At 72.5% G+C, this 25483-nt stretch carries 27 protein-coding genes; 14 read left to right on the forward strand and 13 right to left on the reverse strand.

All coding sequences use genetic code 11. The features are described from left to right. Positions 1-41: 41 nt before the first annotated feature. From SM452_RS16760 to SM452_RS16780, 5 genes are all read left to right on the forward strand, one after another. Entirely contained in the window at positions 42-1796 is a 1755-nt protein-coding gene (locus tag SM452_RS16760; RefSeq protein ID WP_463840235.1) for a DEDD exonuclease domain-containing protein, read from the forward strand. Positions 1797-1925: 129 nt separating this feature from the next. Next, positions 1926-3713 carry a RelA/SpoT family protein gene (locus SM452_RS16765; RefSeq protein ID WP_355512782.1) on the forward strand — a complete coding sequence of 596 codons (1788 nt, stop codon included), beginning with the start codon at positions 1926-1928 and terminating at the stop codon, positions 3711-3713. Between the two features lie 39 nt (positions 3714-3752). Then, on the forward strand, positions 3753-4280 hold the full coding sequence (locus SM452_RS16770) for an NUDIX hydrolase (protein WP_194801164.1): 528 nt from the start codon (positions 3753-3755) through the stop codon (positions 4278-4280). After that, positions 4277-5152: a nucleotidyltransferase family protein gene (locus SM452_RS16775; RefSeq protein ID WP_355512757.1), complete on the forward strand. Its 876-nt coding sequence runs from the start codon at positions 4277-4279 to the stop codon at positions 5150-5152. Before SM452_RS16770 ends, SM452_RS16775 begins: the two co-directional genes overlap by 4 nt. A gap of 52 nt (positions 5153-5204) precedes the next feature. Continuing rightward, positions 5205-5492: an Lrp/AsnC family transcriptional regulator gene (locus SM452_RS16780; RefSeq protein WP_120327177.1), complete on the forward strand. Its 288-nt coding sequence runs from the start codon at positions 5205-5207 to the stop codon at positions 5490-5492. Between the two features lie 61 nt (positions 5493-5553). On the opposite strand, the gene SM452_RS16785 is transcribed toward SM452_RS16780, so the two are convergent. From SM452_RS16785 to ctaE, 5 genes are all read right to left on the reverse strand, one after another. Further along, positions 5554-6222 (reverse strand): DUF4142 domain-containing protein, encoded by a 669-nt coding sequence (locus tag SM452_RS16785; protein WP_120568762.1) that lies wholly within the window; start codon positions 6220-6222, stop codon positions 5554-5556. A 210-nt stretch (positions 6223-6432) separates the two neighbouring features. Continuing rightward, on the reverse strand, positions 6433-8064 hold the full coding sequence (gene qcrB / locus SM452_RS16790; protein WP_355512759.1) for a cytochrome bc1 complex cytochrome b subunit: 1632 nt from the start codon (positions 8062-8064) through the stop codon (positions 6433-6435). After that, positions 8061-9149, reverse strand: coding sequence for a cytochrome bc1 complex Rieske iron-sulfur subunit (gene qcrA, locus SM452_RS16795; protein WP_194801161.1), 1089 nt, complete (start codon positions 9147-9149; stop codon positions 8061-8063). Before qcrA ends, qcrB begins: the two co-directional genes overlap by 4 nt. A gap of 67 nt (positions 9150-9216) precedes the next feature. Next, positions 9217-10050: a cytochrome bc1 complex diheme cytochrome c subunit gene (gene qcrC, locus SM452_RS16800; RefSeq protein ID WP_091421029.1), complete on the reverse strand. Its 834-nt coding sequence runs from the start codon at positions 10048-10050 to the stop codon at positions 9217-9219. A 72-nt stretch (positions 10051-10122) separates the two neighbouring features. Next, positions 10123-10722 (reverse strand): aa3-type cytochrome oxidase subunit III, encoded by a 600-nt coding sequence (gene ctaE / locus SM452_RS16805; protein WP_354869940.1) that lies wholly within the window; start codon positions 10720-10722, stop codon positions 10123-10125. A gap of 108 nt (positions 10723-10830) precedes the next feature. Between ctaE and SM452_RS16810 the strand changes: the two genes are divergently transcribed. From SM452_RS16810 to SM452_RS16825, 4 genes are all read left to right on the forward strand, one after another. Beyond that, a complete protein-coding gene (locus tag SM452_RS16810; protein ID WP_436798924.1) occupies positions 10831-11784 on the forward strand; it encodes a cytochrome c oxidase assembly protein in 954 nt (317 codons plus the stop codon). A gap of 104 nt (positions 11785-11888) precedes the next feature. Beyond that, positions 11889-12287, forward strand: coding sequence for a response regulator (locus tag SM452_RS16815; RefSeq protein WP_194801159.1), 399 nt, complete (start codon positions 11889-11891; stop codon positions 12285-12287). Positions 12288-12367: 80 nt separating this feature from the next. Continuing rightward, the gene (trpD, locus tag SM452_RS16820) at positions 12368-13414 is read left to right on the forward strand and encodes an anthranilate phosphoribosyltransferase (RefSeq protein WP_463840236.1); all 1047 of its coding nucleotides are present in this window, start codon (positions 12368-12370) and stop codon (positions 13412-13414) included. Between the two features lie 162 nt (positions 13415-13576). Beyond that, the gene (locus SM452_RS16825) at positions 13577-13783 is read left to right on the forward strand and encodes a hypothetical protein (RefSeq protein ID WP_151499889.1); all 207 of its coding nucleotides are present in this window, start codon (positions 13577-13579) and stop codon (positions 13781-13783) included. Between the two features lie 622 nt (positions 13784-14405). Here the strand turns inward: SM452_RS16825 and SM452_RS16830 are convergent. Further along, positions 14406-14834 (reverse strand): cytochrome c oxidase subunit 4, encoded by a 429-nt coding sequence (locus tag SM452_RS16830; RefSeq protein WP_355512764.1) that lies wholly within the window; start codon positions 14832-14834, stop codon positions 14406-14408. A 10-nt stretch (positions 14835-14844) separates the two neighbouring features. After that, positions 14845-15816, reverse strand: a complete 972-nt coding sequence (gene ctaC / locus SM452_RS16835) for an aa3-type cytochrome oxidase subunit II (protein ID WP_463840237.1) — start codon at positions 15814-15816, stop codon at positions 14845-14847. Between the two features lie 171 nt (positions 15817-15987). On the opposite strand from ctaC, the gene SM452_RS16840 reads away from it, so the two are divergent. Together SM452_RS16840 and SM452_RS16845 are read left to right on the forward strand one after the other, a co-directional pair. Next, positions 15988-17139 (forward strand): cysteine desulfurase family protein, encoded by a 1152-nt coding sequence (locus tag SM452_RS16840; protein WP_402811291.1) that lies wholly within the window; start codon positions 15988-15990, stop codon positions 17137-17139. Continuing rightward, positions 17136-17360, forward strand: coding sequence for a sulfurtransferase TusA family protein (locus SM452_RS16845; protein WP_402811293.1), 225 nt, complete (start codon positions 17136-17138; stop codon positions 17358-17360). The genes SM452_RS16840 and SM452_RS16845 overlap by 4 nt, the downstream gene beginning before the upstream one ends. On the opposite strand, the gene SM452_RS16850 is transcribed toward SM452_RS16845, so the two are convergent. From SM452_RS16850 to SM452_RS16865, 4 genes are all read right to left on the reverse strand, one after another. Further along, positions 17357-17899, reverse strand: coding sequence for a P-loop nucleotide/nucleoside kinase family protein (locus tag SM452_RS16850; protein ID WP_135241351.1), 543 nt, complete (start codon positions 17897-17899; stop codon positions 17357-17359). The genes SM452_RS16845 and SM452_RS16850 overlap by 4 nt on opposite strands. After that, on the reverse strand, positions 17896-18870 hold the full coding sequence (locus SM452_RS16855; protein WP_135241352.1) for a carbohydrate kinase family protein: 975 nt from the start codon (positions 18868-18870) through the stop codon (positions 17896-17898). Before SM452_RS16855 ends, SM452_RS16850 begins: the two co-directional genes overlap by 4 nt. Positions 18871-19066: 196 nt before the next feature. After that, entirely contained in the window at positions 19067-19435 is a 369-nt protein-coding gene (gene erpA / locus SM452_RS16860; RefSeq protein WP_013287705.1) for an iron-sulfur cluster insertion protein ErpA, read from the reverse strand. Between the two features lie 140 nt (positions 19436-19575). After that, positions 19576-20736, reverse strand: a complete 1161-nt coding sequence (locus SM452_RS16865) for a glycerate kinase family protein (protein ID WP_463840238.1) — start codon at positions 20734-20736, stop codon at positions 19576-19578. Between the two features lie 43 nt (positions 20737-20779). On the opposite strand from SM452_RS16865, the gene nadA reads away from it, so the two are divergent. The 3 genes from nadA (at position 20780) to SM452_RS16880 (ending at position 24210) form a co-directional block, all read left to right on the forward strand. Then, positions 20780-21955 carry a quinolinate synthase NadA gene (gene nadA / locus SM452_RS16870; RefSeq protein WP_355512774.1) on the forward strand — a complete coding sequence of 392 codons (1176 nt, stop codon included), beginning with the start codon at positions 20780-20782 and terminating at the stop codon, positions 21953-21955. Positions 21956-22169: 214 nt separating this feature from the next. Further along, positions 22170-23525, forward strand: coding sequence for a UDP-N-acetylglucosamine 1-carboxyvinyltransferase (gene murA, locus SM452_RS16875; RefSeq protein WP_135241354.1), 1356 nt, complete (start codon positions 22170-22172; stop codon positions 23523-23525). 79 nt (positions 23526-23604) lie between these two features. After that, positions 23605-24210 carry a DUF3043 domain-containing protein gene (locus SM452_RS16880; protein ID WP_194801150.1) on the forward strand — a complete coding sequence of 202 codons (606 nt, stop codon included), beginning with the start codon at positions 23605-23607 and terminating at the stop codon, positions 24208-24210. 101 nt (positions 24211-24311) lie between these two features. On the opposite strand, the gene SM452_RS16885 is transcribed toward SM452_RS16880, so the two are convergent. Continuing rightward, positions 24312-24620 (reverse strand): AzlD domain-containing protein, encoded by a 309-nt coding sequence (locus SM452_RS16885; protein ID WP_334461719.1) that lies wholly within the window; start codon positions 24618-24620, stop codon positions 24312-24314. Then, the gene (locus SM452_RS16890; RefSeq protein WP_355514683.1) at positions 24614-25462 is read right to left on the reverse strand and encodes an AzlC family ABC transporter permease; all 849 of its coding nucleotides are present in this window, start codon (positions 25460-25462) and stop codon (positions 24614-24616) included. The genes SM452_RS16885 and SM452_RS16890 overlap by 7 nt, the downstream gene beginning before the upstream one ends. Positions 25463-25483 lie beyond the last annotated feature (21 nt).

The following is a 25483-nucleotide window of genomic DNA, read 5'->3' on the forward strand; positions in this document are numbered from 1 at the left end:
CAGTGACGGGAGTGTCGGACCGTGCCGCTAGCGTCCCGCGGGTGACACGAGCGGAGTACGTCCAGGAGTCGCTGGCCGGCCTGGACCCGGCGGGCAGCGGCGTCGACCCGGCGCTGCCGCTCTACGCGACCACCTTCGTGGTGGTCGACCTGGAGACCACCGGCGGCGCGCCGGACGGCGGCGGGATCACCGAGATCGGCGCGGTGAAGGTGCGTGGCGGCGAGGAACTGGGCGTGCTCGCCACGCTCGTCAACCCGGGCGTGCCGATCCCGCCGTTCATCACCGTGCTCACCGGCATCACCCAGGCCATGCTGCTGCCCGCCCCGCCGATCGAGCAGGTGCTGCCGAGCTTCCTGGAGTTCGTCAGCGACGCCGTGCTCGTCGCCCACAACGCGCCGTACGACGTGGGCTTCCTCAAGGCGGCCTGCGCGAAGCACGGCTACCGCTGGCCCAACCCCCGCGTGCTGGACACGGCCGCGCTCGCCCGGCGGGTGCTCACCCGCGACGAGGTGCCCAACCGCAAGCTGGGCACGCTCGCCGCCTACTTCCGCACCGCGACCCAGCCCACCCACCGGGCGCTCGACGACGCCAAGGCCACCGTCGACGTGCTGCACGGGCTGATCGGCCGCCTCGGCGGGCACCGGGTCGACACGGTCGGCGAGGCGATCGAGTTCGCCCGCGCGGTCACCCCCACCCAGCGCCGCAAGCGGCACCTCGCCGACGGGCTGCCGAAGGTGCCGGGCGTCTACATCTTCCGGGCCGCCGACGACCGGCCGCTCTACGTCGGCACGTCCGGCGACATCGCCACCCGGGTCCGCAGCTACTTCACCGCCGCGGAGAAGCGGGCCCGGATCTCCGAGATGCTCGCCGCCGCCGAGCGGGTGGAGGCGGTCGAGTGCGCCCACTCGCTGGAGGCCGAGGTCCGCGAGCTGCGGCTGATCGCGGCGCACGCGCCGCCGTACAACCGCAGGTCGAAGTATCCGGAACGCCAGGTGTGGCTGAAGCTCACCGACGAGGCGTACCCCCGGTTGTCGATCGTGCGCGACATCGCGCCCACCGACACCGCCTACCTGGGGCCGTTCCGGTCCCGGCAGGCGGCGGAGCTGGCCGCCGCCGGCTTCCACGACGCGGTGCCGCTGCGGCAGTGCACGCACCGGCTCTCCCGGCGCACCACCATGCCGGCCTGCGCGCTGGCCGAGCTGGGTCGCTGCCCGGCGCCCTGCGAGCACCGGATCACCCCCGAGGAGTACGACGACGCAGCGGCGACGCCGTTCCGCACCGCCACCAGCGACGACCCCGGTGTGGTGGTGGACGCGCTGCTCGCCCGCATCGAGGTGCTGTCGGCCGCCCGGCGGTACGAGGAGGCGGCGGTGGTGCGCGGCCGGCTGGTGGCGGTGCTGCGCGCGGCGGTCCGGATGCAGCGGCTGGCCGCGTTGACCGGCATCGCCGAGCTGGCCGCCGCCCGCCCGGCCGCTCGGGGCGGCTGGGAGCTGGCGCTGGTGCGGCACGGCCGGCTCGCCGGGGCCGGGGTGTCCCCGCCGGGTGTCCACCCGCGACCTACGATCGCGGCGATCCGGGCCACCGCCGAGACGGTGCTGCCCGGGCACGGCCCGGTGCCGGCCGCCACCGCCGAGGAGACCGAGCGGATCCTGTCCTGGTTGGAACGACCGGAGACCCGGCTGGTCGAGACGACAGACGGATGGGCCTCGCCGGTGGCCGGCGCGGGGCGTTTCCGCGACCTGCTGACGAAGGCGGAGAACGGCGGATCTCCCAAACTCTCGACCGAACGCTCATGACCAACTGACCGATCGGACTACCTCGACTCCCTTAGTCTGTTAAAGGAGTGCAGACCTGCCCGATTCGCGGGCTCTGCTCCCGGCCGCCGGTCCCCGGTGGCCGAGGGCCGGGGTGAGGAGGTGTCCCAGGTGGACGTCGACGCCGGACACGGCGCCGCCCTGGGTGGCGCGCTCCCGACCCAGGGCGAACTACCGCTCACCCGCCGCCTGCGTTCCCTGCTCACCTGGCCCACTGCCGACGGCGACCCGGTCACCACACTGGTCCGCGCCCATCGCGGCATCCACGCGAGCGCCGACGCCTCGGTGCTGCGCCGGGCCTACACGATCGCCGAGAACATGCACCGCGGCCAGTTCCGCAAGAGCGGCGAGCCGTACATCACCCACCCGCTGGCCGTGGCGCAGATCTGCGCCGACCTCGGCATGGACACCATCACCCTGGTCGCCGCGCTGCTGCACGACACGGTGGAGGACACCCGCTACACGCTCCAGGCGCTCCAGGAGGACTTCGGCCGCGAGGTCGCCCACCTGGTCGACGGGGTGACCAAGTTCGACAAGGCGTTCTACGGCAAGGCCGCCGAGGCGGAGACCGTCCGCAAGATGATCGTGGCGGCCGGCAAGGACGTCCGGGTGCTGGTGATCAAGCTGGCCGACCGGCTGCACAACATGCGGACGCTCGGCGTCCGCTCGGCCGCCTCCCGGGAGCGGATCGCCCGCAAGACCCAGGAGGTGCTGGTCCCGCTCTGCGACCGGCTGGGCATCCAGACCCTCAAACGAGAGCTGGACGACGTGGTGCTGCTGCACCTGCGGCCGGAGGAGCACGCGCGGATCGCCCGGTTCGTGCACGACCGGCCCGGCTGGGACGCCTACCTGGCCGACGTGGTGGCCCGCACCCGGGCGGCGTTGCGCCGCAACCGGGTCGACGCCGACGTCTCCCCCCGCCCCCGGCACCTCTACTCGATCTGGAAGGACACCGTCGCCGGCGACCACGCCGCCCCGTTCGACCTGCCCCGCATCGCGATCGTGGTGGACGGTCCGGCGACCGACTGTTACGCCGCGCTGGGCGCCGTGCACGGGCTGTGGCGGCCGGTGCCGGGCCGGTTCAAGGACTTCATCGCCTCCCCGAAGAACAACCTCTACCGCTCGCTGCACACGAGCGTCTGCGGCCCGCAGGACCGCACCGTCGAGGTGCTGATCCGCACCACCGAGATGCACCGCTCGGCGGAGTACGGCGTGGCAGCCCACTACCGCTTCCCCCGGGCCGCGGGCCGGGGCGCCGACCGGGCGGACGAGCTGGCCTGGCTGCGCCGGGTGCTCGACTGGGAGCAGGAGACGGTCGACCCGACCCAGTTCATGGAGTCGCTGCGCTGTGACCTGTCCGAGGCGCAGATCCAGGTGGTGGCCGACGGGCGGCAGGTGGTGCTGCCGGCGGGCGCGACACCTGTCGACCTCGCGTACGAGCTGGGCACCGAGCGCGGCGACCACTGCCTGGCCGCCCGGATCAACGGCCGGCTCGCGCCACTGGCCTCCGAACTGGAGGAGGGCGACGTGGTGGAGATCTTCACCGAGAACGACGCGGAGAGCGGATTCGAGGCGGACGCGGCCCCGCGCGGCCCCCGCCGGGAGTGGCTGGGCTTCGTGAAGTCCCCGCACGCCCAGATGCAGATCAACCGCTGGTTCGCCGAGCACACCGAGCCGGGCATCTCGATCGCCGACAAGGTCCGGCTCGGCCGGGCCTCGATCGGCCTGGCGTTGCGCAAGCACAACCGGGGCCTGGCCAGCGACCTGCCGCTGCTACGGCTGTCCGAGGAACTGGGCTACCCCGACCTGGAGACGCTGCTGGTGGCGGTCTTCGACCGCACCGTCGAGCCGGACACCGTGGTCGAACAGTTGATCGATCTGGTCGACCACCGCCAGTAGACGGAGCCGGTCCGCGCCGGGACCACTAGCCTGGACGACATGATCCCCCGCGCGCGTGCCACCGGACGGGCCCTCGGCTACCAGATCTTCTACCGGCTTCCGGTCCCGCTGCGGCGGCGGCTGGTCCGGCTGGCCGTACCGAAGTACGTCGTCGGCGCGGTCACGCTGGTCAAGGACACGGAGGCCACCGGCGCGGGCCGGATCCTGCTGCTGCGCCAGCCGCCCGGCTACAGCTGGACGCTCCCGGCCGGGCTGCTGCAACGCGGCGAGGCCCCGGTGGTGGGCGCCGCCCGCGAGCTGTACGAGGAATCAGGCGTCCGCCTGTCCCCCGACGCGCTGCGCCCGGCCGTGCCGAACGCGGTGGTGCACGCCAAGGGCTGGGTCGACGTCGTCTTCGAAGCCGAGGTGCCGGCGTCGACCACCGAGCTGAAGGTGGACGGCGCCGAGGTGTTCGAGGCCGCCTTCCACCCGCTCGACGACCTGCCCCGGCTCAGCCGCGCCACCGCCAACCTGCTCGGCTACTACGGCATCGGCCCGCGCGCCGGCGAGCACCCACCGGCCGCGTGAGCACCCCGCACACGGGCACCGCGGCACCGGGGGTCGAGGTGTGCGCGGTGGTGCTGGCGGCGGGTGAGGGCACCCGGCTGCGCCCGCTCACCGAGCGGGTACCGAAGGCGCTCTGCCCGGTCGGGAACGTCCCGCTGCTGGACCGGGCGCTGGACCGGCTCGCCGGGCTCGGCCTGACCGGCCCGGAGCGGGTCGCGGTGAACGCCTGCTACCTGGGCGACCAGGTGGTCGCGCGGGTCGGCGGACGGGCGCACCTGTCGGTCGAGCCGGGCGCTCCGCTGGGCACCGCCGGGGGCGTGGGCCGGCTGCGGGACTGGATCGACGGCCGGGGCGTGCTGGTCGGCAACGCCGACGCGTACCTGGCCGATCCGCAGGCCCCGCCCGGCCCCGACATCGCCGCGCTGCTGGACGGGTGGGACGGGCACGGCGTACGCCTGCTCGGCCGGCCCGCCGGCGACCCGCACGCCCCCGGAACCTTCGACGGCCACGAGTTCGTGGGTTTCTCGCTGCTGCCGTGGCGGCTGGTCCGCGACCTGCCGGCCACGTTCGGCGACCTGGTCCGGGCGGTGTGGCGGCCGGCGGAGGCCGCCGGGGCGCTCACCGTCGTGCCCTACCGGGGCACGTTCTACGACACCGGCACCCCGGCCGACTACCTGGCCGCCAACCTGCACGCGGCCGGACCGGACGGGCTGGTGGACCCGGCGGCGACGGTGACCGGCCGGGTCACCGGCTCGGTGGTCGGCGCCGGGGCGCTGGTGCACGGCGACGTGGACCGGTCGGTGGTGTGGCCCGGCGCGAGCGTCGCGGCCGGGGAACGCCTGCGCGAGGTGATCCGGGCCGGGGACGACCTGACCGTCCCGGCGGCGCGGTGAGGGGCGCGGGCTCTAGCATGGGCCTCGTCGCCGACGAACGGAGAACCGTCCCGTGATCACCGCGATCGTGCTGATCGACTGCGCCACCGACTCCATCCCCGAGGTGGCCGAGACCCTGGCCAACCTGCCCGGCGTCAGCGAGGTCTACTCGGTGGCCGGGCACGTCGACCTGATCGCCATGGTGCGGGTCCGGGAGTTCGACCAGATCGCCCAGGTCATCGCCGGCAGCATCTCGAAGGTGCCGGGCGTACTCAACACCGAGTCGCACATCGCGTTCCGCGCCTACTCCCAGCACGACCTGGAGGAGGCGTTCGCGATCGGGCTGGCGAACGCCGACTGACACGAGCCGGTGGCCGGCCTGCCCTCGCGGGCGGACCGGCCACCGTCGACCGTGCGGTACGTCAGCTCTGGCTGGGCACCGGGGTCTCTGTGGTGCCCGGAGCGGGCTCCTCGGTCTCGGTGCCGCCCGGAGCCGGCGACTCGGTGCCACCCGGGGACGTGGTGCCGCCCGGGCTGGGCGTGCCGCTGGCGCTGGTCTGCGGAACCGGGACGCCCAGGGTCTGGGCCAGGGCCACCAGCGCGTCGTAGTGCGCCTGGAGGACCGGCAGCGCGTCCTGCGCGATCTGCACCACCGACTGCTCCGAGCCCTGCGAGATCTCGGTCTGGGTGGCCTGGATCGCCTGGACGTGGCCGGCGAGCTGCGCGGTCACCCACGCCTTGTCGAACTCGGCCCCGCTGAGGTTGTTCAGCTTGTCCAGGACCTTCTGCTGGTCTGCGGTCGGATCGGCCGGCAACTGCACGTTGAGCTGCTGCGCGGTCGACTGCACCGTCTGGTCCAGCTGGGTGTGGTCCGTCACGAACATCTTGCCCAGGTCCTTGACCTGCTGGTTCTGACCCTTCTGCTGGGCCAGGTTACCGGCGGTGATCTCGAACAGGTTGACCTGGTGCACCGCCTGCAGGTATTGCGTGTCCTGCGTCGACGGCTGCGCCGCAGCCTGCGACGCGGCGGCGGGCGCCAGCCCCACGACCACCAGCGCGGCCAGCAGGCCCAGGCGTTTGATTCCCAACATTCGTTCCTCCCCCATGAGACGTCGGACCGCACGGATACCCGGCTGACCGGGGTTATTCCTGCGATTCCACCCGTCCGTGTCGGGGGCGACGGCCGTCCGCGCACCGGCCTCCCGGCGTGCGCGGGAGGGAACGGGACGACCGGTGCGGAAACGGCAGTGGCGCCCGCCGGATGATCCGGCGGGCGCCACTGTCAGTCGTACCGGGGAGGGTCAGCGACGGCTCTCGCCGCTGCCGATCTCCTCCCGCTCCGGCCGGGCCTCGACCGGCGGGTGCCCCGGCGAGACCGGCGCCTCGGCCGGCTTCTCGATCGGGTAGAAGAAGCCCCGGATCGCCGGGCCGAGGGCACCTAGCCGGTTCATCTTCTTCGGCACCACCCAGCCGACGTAGTCCAGCGCCGGCGGGTGACCGTCGTGGCCGTCGGCCGAGGTGAGCGGCTGGTGGACCTCGACGAACCGCCCGTCGGGCAGCCGCTTGATGATGCCGGTCTCCACGCCGTGCGCCAGCACCTCCCGGTCGTGCTGCTGCAGACCCAGGCAGATCCGGTACGTGATGTAGTACGCGATCGGCGGAAGGATCAGCAGGCCGATCCGGCCGCCCCAGGTCATCGCGTTCAGGCTGATGTGGAACTTGTCCGCGATGACGTCGTTGGCGCCGGAGAGGGTCAGCACGATGTAGAAGGCGAGCGCCATGGCGCCCACGGCGGTCCGGGCCGGAACGTCCCGGGGCCGCTGGAGCAGGTTGTGGTGCTTGTAGTCCTTGAGGCGGCGCGCCTCCAGGAACGGATACATCGTCGACAGGCCGACCAGGATTCCGGGTAGCACCACGGTCGGCCAGAACAACGGTGGGATGACGTACCCGTTGCCGATCGGGATGTGGATCTCCCAGCCCGGCATGAGCCGGGTCGAGCCGTCGAGGAACATGACGTACCAGTCGGGCTGGCTGGCGGCCGAGACCACCCACGCCTCGTACGGGCCGAACAGCCAGATCGGGTTGATCTGGAACAGGCCACCCATCAGCGCGATCACGCCGAAGACGACCATGAAGAAGCCGCCCTGCTTGAGCGCGTAGCGCGGGAACATCCGCTCGCCGACCACGTTGGAGTTGGTCCGGCCGGGGCCGGGCCACTGGGTGTGCTTCTGCTTGAACACCAGGCCGAGGTGCACGCTGATCAGCGCCACCAGCAGACCCGGGACGAGCAGCACGTGGGCGATGAAGAAGCGGCTGATGATGATGGTGCCGGGGAACTCCCCGCCGAAGATCGACGAGCTGACCCAGGAACCGATCACCGGGATCGACAGGATGATCGCGGAGGCGATCCGCAGACCGGTGCCGGACAGGCCGTCGTCCGGCAGCGAGTAGCCGGTGAAGCCGGCCAGGAAGCCGACCCAGAACAGCAGCGAGCCGATGATCCAGTTGGTCTCACGCGGCTTGCGGAACGCGCCGGTGAAGAAGACCCGCAGCATGTGGACCACGATGGCGGCCATGAACAGCAGGGCCGACCAGTGGTGCATCTGCCGCATGATCAGACCACCCCGGACATCGAACGAGATGTCCAGGCTGGAGGCGTAGGCGGCCGACATCGGGGTGCCCCGCAGCGGCGCGTAGCTGCCGTTGTAGATGACCTCGGTCATCGCCGGCTCGAAGAAGAACGTCAGGAAGACGCCGGTGAGCAGCAGAACGATGAACGAGAACAGCGCGATCTCGCCGAGCAGGAACGACCAGTGGTCGGGGAAGACCTTGTTCAGCAGCTTGCGCAGGGGCGTGGCCACCTGGAAGCGGTCGTCCACCGCCCGCGCGCTCTTGGCCGGCAGCGCGGCCGCATCAAACTTTCGGCGCTTCATGGCCGCTCCCAGAAGTCGGGACCGATGGTCTCGGTGTAGTCGGACTTCGCCACGAAGAAGCCCTCCTCGTCCACCTCGATCGGCAGCTGCGGCAGCGGCCGGTTCGCCGGGCCGAAGATCGGCTTGGCGTTGTCGGTGATGAGGAACTGCGACTGGTGGCAGGGGCAGAGCAGGCGGTTGGTCTGCTGCTCGTAGAGGCTGGCCGGGCAGCCCGCGTGCGTGCAGATCTTGGAGAACGCGACGTAGTTGCCCCACATGTAGTCGCCGTGGCCCTTGCGCTCGTTCGCGGCGCGCGACTTCTGCGCGTCGTCCTCCCGCAGGTGGATGAGCAGGGTGGGCGAGTCGGCGTGCAGGTTGCTCACGCCGCCGTCGATGCCCGGGAACACGGTGAGCTGGCCGCCGACGCTGACGTCGGCCGGGCGGATCGGGCGGCCGTCCTCACGGATCAGCCGGATCTTCTTGCCGCCCTCACCCGGCTGGAAGCCGGTGGTGAACATCTGGTTGTTCTTGTGCGGCTGCTCGATCAGGCCACCGATCAGCGGGGCCGCGGCCACCGCGCCCACCGGCGCCAGGCCGGCGAGCAGCGAGATGCCCAGCAGCGGCCGGCGACGGACGCCCATCTCGTCGGCCAGGTAGAGCATGGTCTCGCCGGTGATCTTGCGACCCTCCGGGTCGTCGGCCTGGTCGTGCCGGTCCTGGATCGAGACCTCCTTGGGCAGCAACTTCTTGCCCCAGGTCAGGATGCCGAAACCGATGCCCAGCAGCGCGAGGCCGAGGGTCAGGCCGAGCAGCGGCGTGTAGAGCTTGTCGCCGCCGGTACCCGGCTCCCACTGCCACGGCCACCAGATGTAGACCACCAGGAAGGCGGTCGCGAAGACGCCGGTCAGCAGGAACATCAGGGCGACCGTACGGGTCAGCCGGCGCTCGGCCTTGCTGCCCGGGACGACCTGCGGCTCGTAGTGGACGATCTCGATGTCGTCCCGCCGCGCACCCTCCTGGACGATGTCGAACCGGGAGAGCCGGGGGTCGTTCACGTCGAGCGGCTCCGGGCCCTGCTGGGCCTGGTGCTCGGTGTGGGTGCTCATGCCGTCACCTCGCTACGGGTGACGCCGGGGGTCGGCGCCACAGCACTGGAAGCATTGATCCGTCCGGTCACGACTTGCCCGCGATCCACAGGCTCGCGAAGACCAGCGCGACGATGCCGACCAGGAAGATCGCGAGACCCTCGGTCGACGGGCCGTAGCGGCCCAGGTTGAAGCCGCCCGGGTCGCCGTCGTGCTTCAGCGTCTCCTGGATGTAGGCGATGATGTCCGCCTTCTCCTCGGGCGTGATCTGGTTGTCGCCGAACACCGGCATGTTCTGCGGGCCGCTCAGCATCGCGGCGTAGATCTGCCGGTCGCTGGCCGGCGCCAGGCTCGGCGCGTACTTGCCGGAGGACAGCGCACCGCCGCCGCCACTGAAGGCGTGGCACTGCGAGCAGTTGATCCGGAACAGCTCACCACCGGTGGACAGGTTGGCGCCCTCACGCAGGTCGCCGTTGGGGACCTCCGGGCCGCCGCCGAGCTCCTGGATGTACTGCCCGAGCTGGCGCACCTGCTCGTCGGTGAACTGCGGCGGCTTGCGCATGGCCTGGGCCTCCTGCCGGGCCATCGGCATGCGACCGCTGCTGACCTGGAACTCCACCGAGGCCGCTCCGACGCCGATCAGGCTCGGACCGCGGCCCTCGACGCCCTGGGCGTTGCGACCGTGACAGGTCACACAGCTCACGTCGAACAGCGCCTTGCCCTCGTTGCCTGCGGCGGTCAACGGAGGGTTGTCCTGCGCCTGCACGCCGGGGGCGAAGACGGTGTAGGCACCGCCGGCCAGCATCAGCGCGGCGAACAGCCGGACCGCGGCACCCAGCCGGCGGCGGCCCCTGCTGCGCACTACGGGCCGCCCGCGCAGCCGCGCGAGCAGACCGCGTCGGCGGTCGTTGTCAGAAGTCATGACCTGTGTCCTTAACCGGTTGGACCTTGTCTCAGGGGACGGAGCAGCGGCGCGGTTCGTGACGCGCCAAGATCACTGAAGCCAGTAGATCATGACGTAGAGCCCGATCCACACGACGTCCACGAAGTGCCAGTAGTAGGACACGACGATCGCCGAGGTCGCCTGGGCGGGGGTGAACCGGCCCATCGTGGTACGGATCATGAAGATCACGAAGGCGATGAGACCGCCGGTCACGTGCAGACCGTGGAAGCCGGTGGTGAGGTAGAACATCGACCCGTAACCGTCTTCGTTGATCTTCACACCCTCGTGCACCAGGGTCCGGTACTCGTTCAACTGACCGAGCACGAAGATCAGACCCATCACGAAGGTGATCGTGAACCACCGGCGCAGAGCGTGGACGTCACCGCGCTCGGCCGCGAACACGCCGATCTGGCAGGTGATCGAGGAGAGCACCAGGATCACCGTGAACGTGGTCGCGTACGGGATGTTCAGCACCTCGGTGTGCTTCTCCCACTGCTCCGGCGCCGCCGCGCGGATGGAGAAGTACATCGCGAACAGCGCCGCGAAGAACATGAGTTCGCTGGAGAGCCACACGATCGTCCCGACGCTGACCATGTTGGGTCGGGTCAGGGAGTGGATCCGGCTCTTGTCAATGGCTGGGGCCGCAGTCACGCGGTCATTATTGCCCCTGACCGGGACCGACGATCAGCGGGGTGGCAAACCCGGCCCTTCCGTGGCCCGATCGTGGTGGTCCGCTTCGCCTGACCTACCCTGAAAAGCGTGCTGCACGTCGATCAGATCCGCGCCGTCACCTCGGCTGTTCCGGCGACGCTGGCGGCGGGAGGCGAGGGCGCCCCGCCGCCGTTCACCGTGACCCGGGTGTTCACCGAGACCCGGCTGGACAGCTGGCTCACGCTGGGCATCGTCCTGGCCGCCGGCCTCTACCTCTACGGGGTGCACCGGCTGCGGCTGCGCGGCGACCGCTGGCCGGTCGTCCGTACCGTGTCGTTCCTCGGCCCCGGCCTCGGCGGCATCGCCCTGGTCACGCTCACCGGCCTCGGCGCGTACGACACCGCCCTGCTCTCGGTGCACATGGTGCAGCACATGGTGCTGTCCATGATCGCGCCGATCTTCCTGGCGCTCGGCGCCCCGATGACGCTGGCGCTGCGCACGCTGCCGGCACGACCCCGCAAGCGGCTGCTCGCGATCGTGCACAGCAAGGTGATCCGGATCTACAGCTTCCCGCTTGTGGCGTTCGCCATCTTCGTGGTGAACCCGTTCGCGCTGTACTTCACCGACCTCTACGAGTTCACCCTGCGCCACGAGTGGGCGCACGAGCTGGTGCACGCGCACTTCATCGCCACCGGCTGCGTCTTCTTCTGGCCGCTGCTCGGGCTGGACCCGCTGCCCGGCCGCTGGCCGTACCCGGGCCGCGCGCTGCTCATGCTGCTCTCGGTGCCGTTCCACACCGTCCTCGGCCTGACCATCATGCAGAGCACCACGCTGTTCGGCGGCGACTGGTACCCGTCGCTCAACCTGTCCTGGTCCGACCCCTGGAACGACCAGGTGGTCGCGGGCGGCATCCTGTGGGCCGGCGGCGAGTTCGTGAGCGTCACCATGCTCGCCGTCCTGGTCGTCCAGTGGGTCAAGCAGTCCGAGCGCGAGGCCCGGCGGCTCGACCGCGAGCTGGACCGCCAGGAGGCCCGCCAGCGCGCCGCGGAGACGAGCGCCTGACGGCCCGTTCCGGGGTACGCCCCGAGCCCGCCGGGCGGGGCGACAGCCCGGATGTGACGACCGCTACGATCAGCGGGCAGCTACGAGGTGGGAGCCACGTCACGATGAGCGATCGTCTTTGCACCGTCCTGCTCTACAGCGACGACCCGAAGGTCCGCGACCGGATGCGGCTCGCCGTGGGCACCCGGCCGGCGCCCGGGCTCGAGATCGAGTTCGTCGAGGCCGACGACTACAACGCCTGCATCCGGCTGGTCGACGACTACGAGATCGACCTGCTCCTGCTCGACGGCGAGGCGACCCCGGGCGGCGGCATCGGCATCGCCCGCCAGATCAAGGACGACCGGGACGACGCGCCGCCCACCTGCGTGGTGCTCGCCCGCGCCGCCGACCGCTGGCTGGCCGCGTACGCCGAGGTCGACGCCACGCTGACCCACCCGCTGGACCCGGTGGTCGCCGGCAGCACCGTGGCGGAGCTGCTGCGCCGCACCCACGCCGCGGCCTGACCCCTCCGGTCTTCGCGCGCCACGGCGACGCGGCCGTGGCGCGCCCCAACCGCTTTCTCACGCCGCTCGGGAGGCCCGCCATGGGCGAACGGACCTGGCCGCTTCTGCTCAACGCGCTGCTGCGCGGCGAGGAGCTCTCCACCGCCGACACCGCGTGGGCGATGGGTGAGATCATGGCCGGCTCGGCCACCCCGGCGCAGATCGCCGGGTTCGCCGTGGCGCTGCGCACCAAGGGTGAGACCCCCGCCGAGCTGGGCGGCCTGGTCGAGGCCATGCTGACCCGCGCGGTGCCGGTGCTCCTGCCCGAGGACGTACGCGCGAGCGCGCTGGACGTGGTCGGCACCGGCGGCGACCTCGCCCACACGGTGAACATCTCCACCATGGCGGCGCTGGTGGTCGCCGGGGCCGGGGTGCGCGTGGTCAAGCACGGCAACCGGGCCGCCTCCTCCTCCTGCGGCACCGCCGACGTGTTGGAGCAGCTCGGCGTACCCCTCGACCTGGCGCCCGAGCAGGTGGCCCGCTGCGTCACCGAGGCCGGCATCGGCTTCTGCTTCGCCGCCCGCTTCCACCCCGGCATGCGCCACACCGGCCCGGTCCGGCGCGAGATCGGCGTACCCACCGCGTTCAACTTCCTCGGCCCGCTGACCAACCCGGCGCGGCCCCGCGCGGGCGCGGTGGGCTGCTTCGACAAGCGGATGGCCCCGGTGATGGCCGCCGTCTTCGCGGCCCGTGGTGACTCCGCGATCGTGGTACGCGGCGAGGACGGCCTGGACGAGTTCAGCACCGGCGCACCCACCCGGGTCTGGGTGGCGCAGCAGGGCACCGTCACGGAGGCCGTGCTGGACGCTACGGACCTCGGTGTGCCCCGGGCCACCCTGGCCGACCTGCGCGGCGGGGACGCGGTCTACAACGCCGACGTGGTCCGGCGCCTGCTCGCCGGCGAGACCGGGCCGGTACGGGACGCGGTGCTGGTCAACGCCGCCGTCGCGCTTGCCACCCAGGGGCCGCTCGACGGCGATCTGCACGAGGTGCTGCGGGCCAACCTGGACCGGGCCGCCGAGGCGGTCGACTCCGGCGCCGCCGCGGCAGCGCTGGACCGCTGGCTCGAGGTGGCGCGCGCCGCCTGACGGCGGCCTGACGCGGGTGTTGTCGTACCCGCGTGCCAAACTACACGGGAGTTATTTTCCGTTTTCGGTCTATCCGTTTTCGGTCTATCCGTTTTCCGTCTTCGGTCCACCCGGCCGGCGGCTTCCCGCCCCGGCCCGTGCCCGGAGCGAGAGGAGCCACCCGTGTCTGACCGCGAGCTGCACTGTGACACCTGCGAGGGCGTCGTGCTGTTCGAGGCGCCGCCGTGCGGCGACGGGCACGGCGCCGACTGCCCGGAGCTGATCTGCACCGGTTGCGGCGCGGCAGTGGTGATCGCCACGTTCACGTTCCGCGAGACCCGCCTGTCCGGCCGCCGCGCCCGCCGCCCCTCCCACCCCCAGGCCGCCTGACCTCCACTCCCTTTCGCGTCTTCGCCCTTCCGCGCCGCGGCCCTTCTGCACCCTTCCGGCACACCGCGCCGAGACTGTCCGCGCCTCTTACGCCTCCGCGCCGCCCGCCACCCTTGCATCCCGCCACGCCCGACAGCCCAACCGTCCGCCGCTCGTGATCAAGGAGTTGGTGTCCCCGCGGTCTTCCAGGCGGACACAAACTCCTTGATCACCGTCCGGGTGACCGGCAGGTGGCGGTGCTCCCCCGGATCAATGAGGCAGGGCGGGCGCCGGGAGCGCATCGGGCGTTGGGCTTGGGCGTGAGTGTCGGCGGCGCCCCCCGTGACAACACCGGGCCAAGCCGCGCGGCGAGATCTTGGAAGGAAACGGCCCCTATGAGGGCCGTTTCCTTCCAAGATCTCTTGTGGTCCTGGTGTGAGCCGGTGGTGCGCGTCGGAGGTGAGCGGGAGAGCGCCAGGCTGACCGCGTCTGGCGGTGATCATGAAGTTGACGGGGACAAAAGGGACCGCCAACGCCGCTAACTTCATGATCGACGGGGAAAGCGGGGGCGGGGCGGGTGGGGGAACGCGCGGCAGGCCCGCGGCCCCGGAGAGGGGGCGCGGGCCTGCGACGGTGCTTCGGGTCAGTGCTCGGCGGTGCGGCGGGTGCCCGAGTAGTACTCGAACAGCAGCCCGCAGGTGGCGAGGACGACCGCCACCAGGCCCAGTCCCAGCAGCCAGAACTGCCAGAACACCAGGCCGAGACCGGCGATCGCGGCGGCCAGCGCCAGCCCGAACGGCCAGTAGCTACCCGGGCTGAAGAAGCCGACCTCACCGGCGCCGTCGGCGATCTCGCCGTCCGGCCGGTCCTCGGGGCGCAGGTCGATACGGCGGGAGACGAACCAGAAGAAGCCGCCGCACATGGCGCAGAGCAGGAAGGACAGCAGCAGCGCCACGGTGCCGATCCACTCGACGTGGCCGCCGCTGTCGGCGTGCGTCCAGGCGCCGTAGAGGATCGTCGCGCCGAGGAGGAACGTGGCGATGGTCAGGAAGATCTTCCACTCGGTCTTCATGCCGAACCCCTCAGCTTCCCGCGCCGGCCGACGCGTCGGACGGGTTGAAGTTGTTCACGTCGCGCCGGGTGTCGAACGGCTTCGTCTCGGTGGCGTACTCCGGCTCACCGATCGCGCCGAGCGCCTCCTGGGTCGACTTGCCGGCCTTCTTGGCCGCCAGGAACTGGTCGTACTTCTCCGGCGAGACGACCCGCAGCTCGAAGTTCATGAAGGCGTGGTAGCTGCCGCACAGCTCGGCGCAGCGGCCGACGAACGCGCCCTCCTGGTCGATGCTGGAGACCTCGAACGTGTTGCGCACGTTGCCCGGCATGACGTCCCGCTTGAACAGCAGCTCCGGCACCCAGAACGAGTGGATGACGTCGCGGCTGGTCTCCTCGAACCGGATCGAGCGGCCGCTGGGCAGCACCAGCACCGGGATGACCTCGCTGGTGCCGAGCACCGAGGCGACGGTGTTGGCGTCGCGGCCCTGGCCGTCGCGGTAGTTGAACTGCCAGTTCCACTTGAACGCCACGACCTCGACGGTGACGTCCGGGTTCTTCGACTCCTTCACCACGTCGGTCTGCACGACCGCCGTGTAGTAGAAGAGCACGGAGACCACGAGGATCGGCGCGATGGTGTAGAGGAACTCCATCGGCAGGTTGTAGCGGGTCTGCACCGGCAGCTCGTTGCCGCGCTTGCGGTAGCGGACCACGCACCAGAAGATCAGGCCCCACACGAACACGCCGACGGCGAGCGCCGCGATGCAGGACGCGATCCACAGGTCGTACATGCGGTGCGACTCGGGCGTGATGCCGCCCTGCGGCCAGCCGAACCCGCCGAACGTCTTGCCGACGTCACAGCCGGTGAGCGAGACCAGCAGCGCCGCCGCGCCGAGACCGAGCCCGGCGATTCGACCAGCACCACGCCGCCGGCGTCCACCGGCCCCCGGGGAAGCGCTGTGCCGTACGGCCGAGCGCCGTACCTCCGAACTCCTTGCGACCACCTGGTCCTGCCTCCCTAGCGCGCCGCGGCGGTTGTTCTCCTTGACACCGACGGCAAAGGCGTCACCGACGGTCGCAGATTACTCGACCATGACCGGCCAGGCCGTCTTGGGGTCGCTGTCCACCCCCATCGGGGGGATCTTGGGCGTAACCGGGCGATAGCGTGGAACCCCATGAGCGCCTCCCCGGTCTACCTGGACGCCGCCACCGCGGCGCCGCTGCATCCGGTCGCGCGGCAGGCGATGCTGGCCGCCCTGGACGACGGCTGGGCCGACCCGGCCCGGCTCTACTCGGCGGCCCGCCGGGCCCGCCGGCTCCTCGACGCCGCGCGGGAGGCCGCCGCGCAGACGCTCGGCGTCCGCGCCGACGAGCTGTCCTTCACCCCCAGCGGTACGACGGCAGCGCACGCCGCCGTACTCGGTGGCCTGGCCGGGCGGCGGCGGGCCGGGGCGACGCTTGTGCACTCGGCGATCGAACACTCGGCGGTGCTGCACGCCGCCCAGCGGCACACGGCGGCCGGCGGCACGGCGGTGTCCGTACCCGTGGACCGGTCGGGCCGGCTGGACCTGGACGCCTGGTCGGCGGCGGTGGCCGCGCCCGGCGTGGCCCTCGCGGCGCTGATCGGGGCCAGTCACGAGGTGGGCACGGTGCAGCCGGTGCCCGCGGCGGCGGAGTCGTGCGCCGAGGCGGGCGTGCCGCTGTACGTGGACGCGGCACAGCTGGCCGGCCGGGCGCCGCTGCCGGCGGGCTGGTCGGTGCTGAGCGCCAGCGCGCACAAGTGGGGCGGGCCGCCCGGCGTCGGGCTGCTCGTGGTGCGCAAGGGCACCCGGTGGGAGTCGCCGTACCCGGCCGACGAGCGGGAGTCGGGGCGTACCCCCGGGGTGGTGAACCTGCCGGCGGTGGTGGCGGCGGCGGCGAGCCTGCGCGCGGCGGCGGCCGACGCGGCGGCCGAGGCGGCCCGGCTGGGTCCGCTTGTCGACCGGATCCGGGCGCGGGTGGCGGCCGAGGTGCCGGACGTGGAGGTGGTCGGCGACCCGGTGGACCGGTTGCCGCACCTGGTGACGTTCTCCTGCCTGTACGTGGACGGCGAGGCGTTGCTGCACGCGCTGGACCGGCGCGGGTTCGCGGTGTCCTCCGGCTCGTCGTGCACGTCGTCGACGGTGCGCCCGTCACACGTGCTGGAGGCGATGGGGGTGCTGTCGCACGGCAACGTACGGGTGTCGCTGCACCGGGAGACGACCGAGGCGGACGTGGAGCGGTTCCTGGCCGAGCTGCCCGGGATCGTGGCGGACCTGCGGGCGGAGGCGGGGGTGACGGACCTGTGAGCGAGCCGGATCAGGTGCTGGACTGCCGGGGGCAGCGCTGCCCGCTACCAGTGATCAATCTCGCCCGGCTGGTGCCCGGTCTGCCGGTCGGCGCGGTGGTGCGGGTGCTGGCCGACGACCCGGCGGCGGCCGTCGACATCCCGGCGTGGTGCCGGATGCGCGGCCACGAGTTCCTCGACGCGCACCCCGGCCCCGCCTACGACGTCCGGGTGAGCGGCTAGCGCAGGTACGCGAGGATGCCCGGCAGCGGGTCTGCCGCCACGGCGGTGTCGACCACCAGGCGCGGGCCGATCAGCGGCTCGTACTCGGCCCGGCGGCGCAGCGTCTGCTCCCAGGTGCCGTGCTCCTCGGGCGGGCGGGCCTCGACGCGGCGGCGGTGCTCCTCCTCGTCGCCGCAGTGCACCTCGATCACCCGCAGCGGCACGCCGGCCCGTTCGGCCACGTCGTGCCAGAGTCCTCGGGCGCTGGCGACCGGGTTCACCGCGTCGACCACCACGCTGAGCCCCAGGCCGAGCTGCACCTCGGCCAGCCCGGCGACCGCGCCGTAGGCGGCCATGCCGGGTACGTCGCCGGTGAGGCCGTAGCGGTGCAGGGCCCGCTCGACCGGGTCGACCGGCAGGACCGGGGCGCGCAGAGCGGCGCCGACCCGGGCGGCCAGGGTGGTCTTGCCCACACCCGGCAGCCCGGCGAACGCGACGAGGACCGGACCGCCGGTGCCGGGGCGGACCTCCGGGTCCACCCCGCCGGCCGGGCCGGTCACAGCAGGTGCGGCCGGACGTCCTCGGCGGCCGCGTCACCGTACGACTCGGCGAGTCGCTTCACGAACAGGTCGCGGCGGACCTCGTACTCCTGGCCGCCGAAGTTCTCCAGCACGAGCGTGGCCAGCAGGCAGCCGACCTGGGCCGCGCGCTCCAGCCCGACGCCCCAGTCGAGCGCGGCGAAGAAACCGGCCCGGAAGCCGTCGCCGACACCGGTCGGGTCGACCGCCTGGATCTCCCGCGCGATCGGCACCCGGATCGTGCCGATCTCCCGGCCGGCGATCTCCACACCCTGCTTGCCCAGCGTGGTGACCCGCACCTTGACCCGGTCCAGCAGCTGCTCGTCGGTGAGGCCGGCCTTGCTCTGCAGCAGCGACTTCTCGTACTCGTTGGTCATCAGGTAGTCGGCGCCCTCGACCAGGCCGAGCACGTCCGCGCCGTCCATCCGGGCGAGCTGCTGCGACGGGTCGGCGACGAAGGCGTAGCCGCGGTCCCGGCACTCGCCGGAATGCCGGATCATCGCGGCCGGGTCGTTGGCGCTGACCAGCACCAGATCCAGCCCGCCGAGGCGCTGCGCCACCGGGGCCAGCTCGATGTTGCGGGCCTCGCTCATCGCCCCGGCGTAGAAGGAGGCGATCTGGCACATGTCGGTGTCGGTGGTGCAGACGAAGCGTGCCGTGTGCGCGATCTCGCTGACGTGCACCGAGTCGCAGTCGACGCCGTGGCGCTCCAGCCAGGAGCGGTAGTCGGCGAAGTCGGCGCCGACCGCGCCGAGCAGCACCGGGCGCAGGCCGAGCTGGGCCATGCCGAAGGCGATGTTCGCCGCGGTGCCGCCACGCCGGAGCACCAGTTCGTCGACGAGGAAGGACAGCGAGACCTTGTCGAGCTGGTCGGCGATGAGCTGATCGGCGAAGCGGCCGGGGAAGCTCATCAGGTGGTCGGTCGCGATCGAGCCGGTCACGGCGATCTTCATGTCAACCCTCGGGGTCGGGAGCACGGCGCGGTCAGCCTACCGGCCCCCGGACCGGACGGACGGCGGTCGGTCACCAACCGGTCGGTCAGCGCACATCCGGGCGTCACACCCCGGGGGTACGTCACGCGCCGGGGGTACGACGAAGCGGCGGGCCGCCCCACCGGGGACGGCCCGCCGCTGTCGGTCGGTCGTCGACTCAGCTGAAGGAGTCGCCGCAGGCGCAGGAGTTGCCCGCGTTCGGGTTGTCGATGGTGAAGCCCTGGGCGTCGATCCGGTCGGCGAAGTCGATGGTGGCGCCGGCCAGGTAGGGGGCGCTCATCCGGTCGACGACGACCTCGACACCGTCGAAGTCGGTGACGACGTCACCGTCGAGCGAGCGCTCGTCGAAGAACAGCTGGTACCGCAGGCCGGAGCAGCCACCCGGCTGCACGGCGACCCGGAGCCGCAGGTCGTCGCGGCCCTCCTGCTCGATCAGGGCCTTGACCTTCTGCGCCGCGACGTCGGTGAGGACGACGGTGCTGGGGGCCTTGGCCTCGGTCGACTCGGTCTGCGCTGGCGTGGTCACGTGGAAGTCTCCCTGCGCGGTATGAGGTCCGGACGTCCTGGCCAACGCCGCACGTCCGCCAGTGATTCCCGGTGTGGTCCGTCTTTCGATCGTACGCCGCCTCCGGCGCCGCCACCCGGCGGCGTGACCAGCGGAACCGGTCAGCGGCTCCACTGCCGGGCGAGGCGGGCGCCGAGCGCGCGCAGCCCTTCGGCCGGGCGGGTCATCGCGGCGTCCACTCCCCCGTGCTCCTCGCCGCCGAAGTGCTCGACCAGGCTGTACGTCTCGGTGACGCCGGCCGCCGCCGCCTCCCGCCGTCCGGTGCTCACCCGTCCCGCGAGCACCACGCAGGGCACGCCCCGGTCCCGGGCGGCCCCGGCCACGCCGGCGACCACCTTGCCGCGCAGCGACTGGTGGTCGAACGAGCCCTCGCCGGTGATCACCAGGTCGGCGGCGTCGAGCGCGGCGTCCAGTCTCACCGCGCGGGTGACCAGGCCGATGCCCGATTCGCACCGGCCGCCGAGCGCCAGCACCACCGCGCCGAGGCCGCCCGCGGCGCCGCCGCCGGGCAGCGCGCCCAGCCCGGACGGGCAGCCGGGCAGGCGTTCGGTCAGCACCTCCGCCCAGCGGGTCAGCGCGGCGTCCAGCAGCAGCACGTCGGCCCGGTCGGCGCCCTTCTGCGGGCCGAAGACGCTGCTCGCGCCGTGCAGCCCGAGCAGCGGGTTGTCGACGTCGGTGGCGGCGACGAGCGTGGCGCCGCGCAGCCGGGGCTCCCCGTCGAGCGCGGCCACCTCGGCCAGCGCCGCGCCGCCGTACGGCAGGGCCCGGCCGGCGCCGTCCAGCGGCGTGACGCCCAGCGGGACGAGCATCCCGGCGCCGCCGTCGTTCGTGGCCGAGCCGCCCAGCCCCACCACCACCGTGCGCGCGCCCGCCTCGACCGCGGCGGCGACGAGCAGCCCCAGCCCGTACGAGGTGGTGGCCTTCGGGTCGCGTTCGGCGGCGGTGAGCAGGTGCAGTCCGCACGCCTGCGCGCTCTCCAGGTACGCCGTGCCGTCGTCGGTGAGCAGGATCTCACCGGCGGCCGGGCGGCCCAGCGGGTCGACGGTGGGCACCGGCACCCGGCGCCCGCCCAGCGCCCCGGCGAGCACGTCGACGAACCCCGGCCCGCCGTCGGCGAGTGGCCGGGCCAGCAGGTCGTCGCCGGGGGCGACGTCACGCCAGCCGTCGGCCACCGCGGCGGCCACGTCTGGGGCCGGCAGCGTGCCGGCGAACTTGTCCGGGCAGAGCAGCACGCGCATGCGCAGCAGTGTGGCAGGCCACATCCGAGGCGGCTGCGGCGCGGGCGCGCTGTGGGACCATGGGGTCGTGACTTCGACCTGGGTTGAGCCGTCCAACACCGCCACGGCGCTGCTGCTCCTCGGCCGCGGCAGCGACCCCGCCACCGAACGTGGCGTGGAGTGTCCGGGTGATCTCCCCGCGCCGAGCGACCCCGACCTGGTGGCCCGCGCCGCCGCCGCGAAGGCCGCGCTCGGCACGAAGGTGTTCGTCCTGGGCCACCACTACCAGCGCGACGAGGTGATCCAGTTCGCCGACGTGACGGGCGACTCGTTCAAGCTGGCCCGGGAGGCCGCGGCCCGCCCGGACGCGGAGTACATCGTCTTCTGCGGCGTGCACTTCATGGCCGAGAGCGCGGACATCCTCACCTCGGACGCGCAGAAGGTGATCCTGCCCGATCTCGCCGCCGGCTGCTCGATGGCCGACATGGCGGTGCTGTCGCAGGTCGAGGCCGCGTGGGACACGCTCACCGACCTGGGCATCGCGGCCGAGACCGTGCCGGTGACGTACATGAACTCCTCGGCCGACATCAAGGGCTTCGTCGGGCGCAACGGCGGCGTGGTCTGCACCTCGTCCAACGCCAAGCGGGCCCTGGACTGGGCCTTCGAGCAGGGCCGCAAGGTGCTGTTCCTGCCCGACCAGCACCTCGGCCGCAACACCGCGGTGCTGGAGATGGGCTTCTCGCTCGACGACTGCGTGCTCTACGACCCGCACAAGCCGGGCGGCGGGCTGACCCCGGAGCAGCTGCGGGACGCGAAGATGATCCTGTGGCGCGGCCACTGCTCGGTGCACGGCCGGTTCACGCTGGACAGCGTCGACGACGTCCGCGAGCGGGTGCCGGGCGTGAACGTGCTGGTGCACCCGGAGTGCCGCCACGAGGTGGTGAACGCCGCCGACCTGGTCGGCTCGACCGAGTTCATCATCAGGACCATCGAGGCGGCCCCGGCCGGCTCGGCGTGGGCGGTCGGCACCGAGCTGAACCTGGTGCGCCGGCTCGCCCTGGCCCACCCGGACAAGCAGATCATGTTCCTCGACCGGGCGGTCTGCTACTGCTCGACGATGAACCGGATCGACCTGCCGCACCTGGTCTGGGCGTTGGAGGAACTGGTCGCCGGGCGCGTGGTCAACCAGATCACGGTGGACCCGGAAACCGCCCGACACGCCCGGTCGGCGCTGGACCAGATGCTCGCCCTTCCGGGAGCCTGATCACCGTCGGTGACCCCGCTGGCACGGAAACGCACCGGACACCCCGGTTCGTGCCCTCGCTGGCGATGTGACCGATTCCATTCCCGTCACGGAGGGCTATGCTGCCGGGGCGACGACACACGCGGCCCGTTTTCCCATGACCGCGTTCCGGGTAGCGATGAACTTCGTGCACCCATCACTAGACACGGCAGCACCCAACGCGCTGGAGGTTGCGTTGACCGACGACGTCCTGGTCGTACACGGAGGCACTCCGCTTGAAGGGCGGATCCGCGTGCGCGGCGCGAAGAACCTGGTGTCCAAGGCGATGGTGGCCGCCCTGCTGGGCGACACACCGAGCCGGCTGTTCGACGTGCCTCGTATCCGTGACGTCGAGGTGGTCCGCGGTCTGCTCGGCCTGCACGGCGTCAAGGTCAGCGACGGCGTGGAGGAGGGCGAACTCGTCTTCGACCCCTCGAACGTCGAGAGCGCCAGCACCGACCAGATCAACGTGCACGCCGGGTCCAGCCGGATCCCGATCCTGTTCTGCGGCCCGCTGCTGCACCGGCTCGGCCACGCCTTCATCCCCGACCTGGGCGGCTGCCACATCGGCCCGCGCCCGATCGACTTCCACCTCCAGGCGCTGCGCGAGTTCGGCGCCACCGTCGAGAAGACGCCGGAGGGCCTGCACCTGTCCGCGCCCAACGGGCTGCACGGCACGAAGTTCGCGCTGCCGTACCCGAGCGTGGGCGCCACCGAGCAGGTGCTGCTCACCGCGGTGATGGCCGAGGGCGTCACCGAGCTGCGCAACGCGGCGGTCGAGCCGGAGATCATCGACCTCATCTGCGTGCTGCAGAAGATGGGCGCGATCATCAAGGTGCACACCGACCGGGTGATCGAGATCCAGGGCGTCAAGAAGCTGCACGGCTACACCCACCGGCCGATCCCGGACCGGATCGAGGCGGCCAGCTGGGCGGCGGCCGCGCTGGCCACCCGCGGTCACGTCGAGGTGCTGGGCGCCCAGCAGGCCGACATGATGACGTTCCTGAACATCTTCCGGTCGGTCGGCGGCGAGTACGAGGTCACCGACCTGCGCCCGCCGCGCGGCGGCAGCCCGGGCCAGGAGGGCGGCATCCGGTTCTGGCACCCGGGCGGCGAGCTGAACGCGGTGGCGCTGGAGACCGACGTACACCCCGGTTTCATGACCGACTGGCAGCAGCCGCTGGTGGTCGCGCTCACCCAGGCCCGAGGCCTGTCGATCGTCCACGAGACGGTCTACGAGCAGCGGCTCGGCTACACCGAGGCGCTGAACACGATGGGCGCCAACATCCAGGTCTACCGGGACTGCCTCGGCGGCACCCCGTGCCGCTTCGGCCGGCGCAACTTCAAGCACTCCGCGGTGATCGCCGGGCCGAGCAAGCTGCACGCCGCCGACCTGGTCATCCCGGACCTTCGTGCCGGGTTCAGCCACCTGATCGCGGCGCTGGCCGCCGAGGGCACCTCCCGGGTGTACGGCGTGGACCTGATCAACCGTGGCTACGAGGACTTCGAGGCCAAGCTGGCCGACCTCGGCGCGCACGTCGAGCGTCCCTGACCGTCCCGTTCACTCGTCCGGCCGCGCCCGGTGCACCCGTGATGTGCACCGGGCGCGGCCGGTTGGCTACCCTTGCCGCGTGCCGTCGCTGTTTCGCCGCAAGCCCGCCGACCTCGTCGAGGAGTCCGTCACCACGGTGACGACCGACGAGGAGTCCGCCGCCCGCCCCCGGGGCTACACGCCCAGCAAGAAGGAACTCGGGCAGGTCACGCCGAAGCGCCCGGTCGCCGGTCGCCGGCCGACCGCGCCGGCGAAGCCGCTGACCAAGGAGGAGGCCCGCGCGCAGCGCCGCGCCGCCCGCGCCGAGGCCGCCGCCGAGTTCCGCCGCGAGGGCGGCCCGCGTGACCGGGGCCCCGAGCGGCTGCTGGCCCGCAACGTGGTCGACTCCCGCCGTACGATCGGCACCTGGTTCTTCGGCGGCGCGCTGATCGTGCTGTTCGGCTCCAACCAGGCCATGCCGCCGATCGTGCGGCTGCTGTCGAACGTGCTCTGGGGCGCGCTGGCGCTCGGCGTGCTGATCGACTCGATCCTGATCTCCCGGAAGATCAAGCGGCTGGTCCGCGAGCGCTTCCCGAAGAGCACCGAGAAGCTCGGCTCGCTCTACTTCTACGCGATCATGCGGTCGATCACGTTCCGTCGGATGCGCGCTCCCGCCCCCCGGGTGAACATCGGCGACAAGGTCTGACCGGCCCGCTCCGAACCGGCCCCTCCCCGCCCCGGCGGTGAGGGGCCGTTCTCATGCGGGAAGCGGCCGATGCCGCGCCGGGAGCGGGCCGAATGCCGCGCTCAGGCCACGCCGAGCAGGCGCAGCACCGCGGTGGTGGCCGCCGCCGCGACCACGACCAGCACGAACGGCGCCCGGCGCCAGGCGAGCAGCAGGCCGACGAGCACCCCGGCGGGCCGGGCGTAGCCGGCGAAGCCGCCGGCCTCGGTGAGCGCCGCGGTGGCGGCGAGCGCGGCGAGCAGCGTGGCGGCGCCGACCGGCAGCAGGTGACGGGACCACTCCGGCAGGTCGAGCCGGTCCCGCAGCAGCACCCCGGCGACCCGGAACCCGTAGGTGCCGGCGGCCAGCGCGAGGATCACCGCGATCAGCACGAGACCTCCCCGGCCCGCACACTCCGCCGAGCCCCGCCGTCGTCCACCGGTCCGCCGCCGGCCGCGTCCGGCACGGCGACGGGACCACCAGCCGGCGCGGCGTCCGGGTCGGACGGCACGCCGGACCGGTCGGCGGACGCGGGGTTCGGGTCGGCGGCCGGCGAAGCGGGTGGGCGGCGGCGGGCCAGCAGCGGCAGGGCCAGCGCGGCGAGCGCGAGCAGCACCGGCAGCCCGGCCGGCAGCAGCGGGGTGGCCAGCACGGCGAGGCCGGCACCGAGGAGCGCCACCCGGCGGGTCTCCCGGTCGCGCAGGCTCGGCAGCAGCAGGGCCGCCAGCCCGGCCGGGAACGCGGCGTCGAGTCCCAGCGTCGCCGGGTCGCCTGCGGCGCCGCCGGCGAGCACGCCGAGCGCGGTGCCGGCGTTCCAGGCCAGGAACAGCAGCACCCCGGCGAGCCAGAACGCCCGGCGCCGCTGCGGCCCGGCCGGGCGGGCCAGCGCGAACGCGGTCGCCTCGTCGGTCATCAGGTGGCTGCCGAGCAGCCGCTGCGCGCGCCGGGTGCCGAGCGCACCGCCGAGGGCCAGGCCGAACGGCAGGTGCCGGGCGTTGAGGAGCAGGCCGGCGAGGACCGCCGCGAGCGGGCTGCCGGCCGCGACGAGGCCCACTGCCATGAACTGGGCGCCACCGGCGTAGACGACAGCGGACATGGCGAGCGTGGCCCAGACGGGCAGGCCGGCGGCCACCGCCACGGCACCGAACGAGGCGCCCACGGCGAGCATCGCCGCGCCGATGGCGGCGACGTCGCGGAGCACCCGGGCGTCGCCCGTTCGGTTTGCCGTACGCATGTCCATTATCCTGAACGGGAG

The sequence above is a fragment of the Micromonospora sp. SYSU B005 genome (assembly GCF_055362685.1).

What these genes read in the sequence shown, in the direction of transcription:
- SM452_RS16770 (WP_194801164.1), top strand. Translation starts at nt 3,753, where the DNA reads ATGATCCCCCGCGCGCGTGCCACCGGACGGGCCCTCGGCTACCAGATC.
- SM452_RS16785 (WP_120568762.1), bottom strand. Translation starts at nt 6,222, where the DNA reads ATGTTGGGAATCAAACGCCTGGGCCTGCTGGCCGCGCTGGTGGTCGTG.
- qcrB (WP_355512759.1), bottom strand. Translation starts at nt 8,064, where the DNA reads ATGAAGCGCCGAAAGTTTGATGCGGCCGCGCTGCCGGCCAAGAGCGCG.
- qcrA (WP_194801161.1), bottom strand. Translation starts at nt 9,149, where the DNA reads ATGAGCACCCACACCGAGCACCAGGCCCAGCAGGGCCCGGAGCCGCTC.
- qcrC (WP_091421029.1), bottom strand. Translation starts at nt 10,050, where the DNA reads ATGACTTCTGACAACGACCGCCGACGCGGTCTGCTCGCGCGGCTGCGC.
- SM452_RS16815 (WP_194801159.1), top strand. Translation starts at nt 11,889, where the DNA reads ATGAGCGATCGTCTTTGCACCGTCCTGCTCTACAGCGACGACCCGAAG.
- trpD (WP_463840236.1), top strand. Translation starts at nt 12,368, where the DNA reads ATGGGCGAACGGACCTGGCCGCTTCTGCTCAACGCGCTGCTGCGCGGC.
- SM452_RS16830 (WP_355512764.1), bottom strand. Translation starts at nt 14,834, where the DNA reads ATGAAGACCGAGTGGAAGATCTTCCTGACCATCGCCACGTTCCTCCTC.
- SM452_RS16840 (WP_402811291.1), top strand. Translation starts at nt 15,988, where the DNA reads ATGAGCGCCTCCCCGGTCTACCTGGACGCCGCCACCGCGGCGCCGCTG.
- SM452_RS16855 (WP_135241352.1), bottom strand. Translation starts at nt 18,870, where the DNA reads ATGAAGATCGCCGTGACCGGCTCGATCGCGACCGACCACCTGATGAGC.
- SM452_RS16865 (WP_463840238.1), bottom strand. Translation starts at nt 20,736, where the DNA reads ATGTGGCCTGCCACACTGCTGCGCATGCGCGTGCTGCTCTGCCCGGAC.
- SM452_RS16890 (WP_355514683.1), bottom strand. Translation starts at nt 25,462, where the DNA reads ATGCGTACGGCAAACCGAACGGGCGACGCCCGGGTGCTCCGCGACGTC.